General features: G+C 72.5%; 2 protein-coding genes and 1 pseudogene. 2 read left to right on the top strand and 1 reads right to left on the bottom strand.

The window, feature by feature from the left end:
* Window positions 1-1,066: pseudogene (locus tag GXW71_RS34195) on the bottom strand (hypothetical protein); the annotation flags it as partial.
* Between the two features lie 705 nt (window positions 1,067-1,771).
* Here GXW71_RS34195 and GXW71_RS34200 point away from each other — a divergent pair.
* Both GXW71_RS34200 and GXW71_RS34205 read left to right on the top strand, forming a co-directional pair.
* On the top strand, window positions 1,772-3,214 hold the full coding sequence (locus GXW71_RS34200) for an efflux transporter outer membrane subunit (protein ID WP_211858503.1): 1,443 nt from the start codon (window positions 1,772-1,774) through the stop codon (window positions 3,212-3,214).
* Window positions 3,211-4,610: efflux RND transporter periplasmic adaptor subunit (locus tag GXW71_RS34205; RefSeq protein WP_211858505.1), on the top strand; the 1,400-nt coding region annotated here is incomplete at its 3' end. The genes GXW71_RS34200 and GXW71_RS34205, both read left to right, overlap by 4 nt.

The raw sequence follows: 4,610 nt of genomic DNA on the forward strand, positions 1-4,610 counted from the left end.
CGGCCAGCGGGCCGCCTGCCGAGCCGCCGGCCAGCGGGCCGCCCGCCGCGCCGCCGGCCACACCCATCACTGGGGCGAGGACACCGTTCACCGCACCGAGCACGCCGCCGGCTGCACCGGTCGCCGTGCCGGTCACGCCCGCCACCACGCTGGTGAGGGGCGTCACCGCGCCGTTCAGCGTACCGGTCATGCCGGCGAGCGGGGTCCCGGCAGTGACGCTGCCGAGGATGCCGGTCACATTGCCGACGAGGGATGGGATCGAGCTGGTCAGCACATTCGCGCCGTTCGTGGTGGGCAGCAGCGTGCCGTTGACCACGGCCCCCTGCGCCGTCGTGGACGACAGGGCGCTGAGCGAGATCAGGCTCGGCCCGCTGGCGCCGGCGCCGCTGCCGAGCAGGTTCTGGCCGGCGACGGTGACGCGCAGCAGCGGATCGAGGATCGAGCCGACCGAGTTGCTGCTCTGCCCGCTCAAGGCGCCGGTGACGCCGGGGACGACGCCGCTCACGGCGCCCTGGACTGTGCCGGGGATGTTGGCCGGCAGCGAGACGATGGCCGCCGGCGTACCATTGACCGGGACGGTGATGGTGGTGCCGGTATTGGGGTCGGTCACGACGCTCACGCCGCCCGAAGTCGTCGTGCCACCGGTTCCCGTGCCGCCGCCGGTGCCGCCACCCGTGCCGCCGCCGGTGCCGCCACCGGTACCGCCCGTGCCGCCACCGGTACCACCGGTGCCGCCGCCGAGGCCGCCCGTGCCGTCGGTGCCGCCGCCAACGCCACCAAGGCCGCCGGTCCCGCCGGAGCCGGCGCCACCCGCGCCGCCGCTGGCACCGCTGCCGCCGGCGCTGTCGACGCCCGGCACGCTGTCGGACGCGAAGGAGACGCCTCCGCGGCCGTTGCAGGCGGAGACGCTCATCGCAACCGCCAGCAGCAGCGCCGAGCGCGGTGCGACATCCCGCAGGACATTGTTGAATTGCGCCATGGCCAGTACCCCTTCATCCGATTGAAGATCGAAGGCGGCATACGGCTCAGCGTCGTCACCGCCACCGCGGCGTTCGGCTTCGCCCATCAGGGTCCGCCGGTCCGCACGTTGCGATTGCAGACTTAGCTGTCGGTCACCGGAGATAGGGTTTTGTTGCGTTTGAATTTGTTTGTGGTGCGCCAACGTTTCTCGACAGTTCCGTTCGCGCCGCAGCGCAGGTGATCTCCGTCGCCGCCATCGGTCGCCGTCCGCTTCCGCGGCCATGCCTTCGGCGGACCCGCGATCGGCAGGCAATGGCCAGCCCGCCGAGCCCGTGAAAGCCAGGGATTCTGGCTGTTTCATCGCATGGGCCGGGCAGCTTCGGCGCACCGGAAGCCGTCGCCTGCGGCCGCCGCTGCGGGCGGAGAGCAGGTCCGCGATGCGCCCGCCGGCCGCTGCCGAGATGTGTTCACCGACAGCGCCGCGACGCATCGACGCATCCGTCAGGCAAGGCAGCGATCGAAATATTCACCGCCTGTCACTATCCATAAATCTTAAGAATGAATTAATGTCACGCAGGGATTTGCAGAAATACTCAGCGGATTACAGTGAGCTACCTTCAATTCATCCGATGACATCCGTTATGGCTGCGCATCATGTCGCATCTGCCTCGTGGCAGGCGCCGGCCTCCCCGCCATCCCGCCGCCATCCCCTTGCCCGGTTTCACTAAGAAACTCGCCTTGCCCGCCGCTTGAAGCGACAAGGTGGCCCAAAGCCGGCGCAGTCGCCGTCCTGCCATGGAGAGCCGATTCGTTGCGCCGAGATGCCACCCTCCGCCCCGTCCCGGGACGCCGCGCGGCATTGCTGTCCGCGGGCGCGCTGCTCACCGGCTGCGCGCTCGGCACCGAGATGCCGGAAGCCGGCATCGCCGCCCCCGCCCGCTTCAGCATGGCTGAGGGAGACGGCTCCGCGCCGCCGCCGGACGCCGGATGGTGGCGCAGCTTCGGTGCCGCCCAGCTCGATGTCCTGATGCGGGCGGCGATGGCCCGCAACCTCGATATCGCCGCCGCCATCGCCCAGCTCCGCCAGGCGGATGCCCAGGTCCGCATCGCCGGCGCCGCGCTGCTGCCGACGCTCGATGCCGATGCCTCGGCCGAGCGCCGCCGCGCCACCAACCGTAACCCAGGCTCCGCCGCCCCGGCCGCCAACAGCTTCGGCGCTGGCCTCTCCGCCAGCTATGAGGTCGATTTCTGGGGCCGCAACCGGGCGCTGCGCGACAGCGCGCGCTCTTCCGCCGCGGCCGCCGCTTACAATGTCGGCGTCGTCACCCTCACCACCCAGCGCACCGTCGCCACCACCTTCTTCACCGTGCTCGGCGCGCAGGAAGCGCTGGTGATCCAGCAGGGCAACCTCGAGGTCGCGACCCGCACCCTGGCGATCCTGCGCGACCGCCTGACGGCCGGCACCGCGACCGGCCTCGACGTCGCCCAGCAGGAGACCGTGGTCGCCCAGCAGCGCGCCGCCATTCCGCCGCTGCGCCAGACGGTGGAGCAGAACAGCTTCGCCCTCGCCACCCTGACCGGCGTGACACCGGCCGAGATCGCGATCACCGCGCTCCGCCTCGCCATGCTGCGGGTACCCACGATCGCGCCGGGCCTGCCCGCCGCGCTGCTGCTACGCCGCCCCGACGTGCGTTACGCCGAAGCCAATCTGGCGGCCGGCAACGCCAATGTCACCGCCGCCCGCGCCGCGCTGTTCCCGACCATCACGCTCACCGGCTCCGGCGGCATCCAGAGCCTGGCGCTGGAAACGCTGCTGCGGCCGGGCTCGGTGCTCTACACTCTGACCGCCGGGATCACCGCGCCGATCTTCGACGGAGGGTCGCTGCGCGCCCAGGTCGATCAGGCCCGTGCCCGGCAGGAGGAGCTTGTGGCCAATTACCGCCGCGCCATCCTCGCAGCGCTCGAGGATACCGAGAGCAGCCTCTCGGCCCTCCAGCGCAACACCGAGCTGGTGCGCCTCCAGGCCGTGCGGGAGGCGGCGGCGCGGCGCGCCTTCGAGATCGCCGATTCGCAGCTCCGCGCCGGCACCATCGACCTGCTGACCGTGCTGACGACCCAGACCTCGCTGTTCTCGGCCCGCGATGCGCTCGCCCAGGCGCAGACGCAGCAGCTCCAGGCCGCAGCCTCGCTTTTCACGGCCCTCGGCGGCGGCTGGACGGCCGCCGGGGCCGCTCCAGGACAGACCGGGTCATGAACGAATTGCCGGGCACGCCGAAGCCCACGGCACCGAGCACCACCACCAAACGGCGGCCCCGCCGCCGCTGGATGCTCTGGACGCTGATCCTCGTCCTGCTGGCGGGCGGCGGCTGGTACGCCTGGACGCGCGGCTGGCTGCCCGGGAGCGGCACCGAGCAGGCGGCCGGCGCGCGCCCGGCCGGCTTCGGTCCCTCCGGTGGCCCGCGCGGCCGCGGCGGTGCCGCGGGGCCGGTGCCGGTCAGCGCCGCCGCGGCCGAGACGCGCGACCTGCCGATCCTGCTCGATGCCCTCGGCACCGTGCAGGCGTCCAACACCATCACCGTGGTGCCGCAGGTCTCCGGCCGGCTGATCGAGGTCGCGTTCCAGGAAGGGCAGGAGGTGCGCGCCGGCGACGTGCTGGTGCGGCTGGATCCGCGCAGCTACCAGGCGGCGCTCGACCAGGCGGTCGCGACCCGCGCCCAGCATGAGGCGCAGCTCGCCAATGCCCGGCTCGACCTGCAGCGCTACATCCAGCTCATGCGCAACAGCGGCACCTCGCAGCAGACGCTCGACACCCAGCGCGCCACCGTCGCGCAGTTCGAGGCGCAGGTGCAGTTCGACGCTGCCGCGATCGACGCGGCGCGCGTGCAGCTCGAGTACACCACCATCCGCTCGCCGGTGGACGGGCGCGTCGGGCTCAGGCTCGTCGACATCGGCAACTTCGTGCAGACCAGCAGCACCGGCATCGTCGTCGTCACCCAGACCCGCCCGATCAGTGTCAACTTCACCTTGCCCCAGCAGCAGCTCCCGCAGGTGCTGGAGGCGATCGCGGAGGGCCCGGTGCCGGTCATCGCGCGCCTGGCCGACAGTGCTGCGCCACGGGCCGATGGCGCCGCGCATCCGGCAGACCCGACGGGCAGGCTGCTGACGGTCGACAACCAGGTCGACCAGGCGACCGGCACCATCCGGCTGAAGGCGACCTTCCCGAACGAAGACCAGCGCCTCTGGCCGGGCGCCTTCGTCAATGTGCGCATGCGCGTGGCCACGCTGCGCGGCGTGACCGTGGTGCCGCTGGTCGCGGTGCAGCGCGGCCCGGACGGCCCCTTCGCCTTCGTCGTGAAGGAGGACAGCACCGTGGAGCAGCGCCCACTGACCCTCGGCACCATCGCCGGCACCGACGCGGTCATCCGCGGCGGCATCCGACCCGGCGAGCGCGTGGTCACCTCGGGCGCGCTCCGCCTTTTCGCCGGCAGCCCGGTGCAGGTGGCCGAGCCGGTGCGCCCGCCCGCCCCCGCGCCCGGCGATGGCCCGCGCCGGCGGCGGCCCCAGGGTACGACAGGGAGTACGACAGGGGGTGCCCAAGGGGGCGCGCAAGGCGGAGCGCCGGGCGGCGGCGCACAGCCGCGCGAACGGAC

Source organism: Plastoroseomonas hellenica (assembly GCF_018129085.1).
GTDB classification, from domain to species: Bacteria; Pseudomonadota; Alphaproteobacteria; order Acetobacterales; family Acetobacteraceae; genus Plastoroseomonas; species Plastoroseomonas hellenica.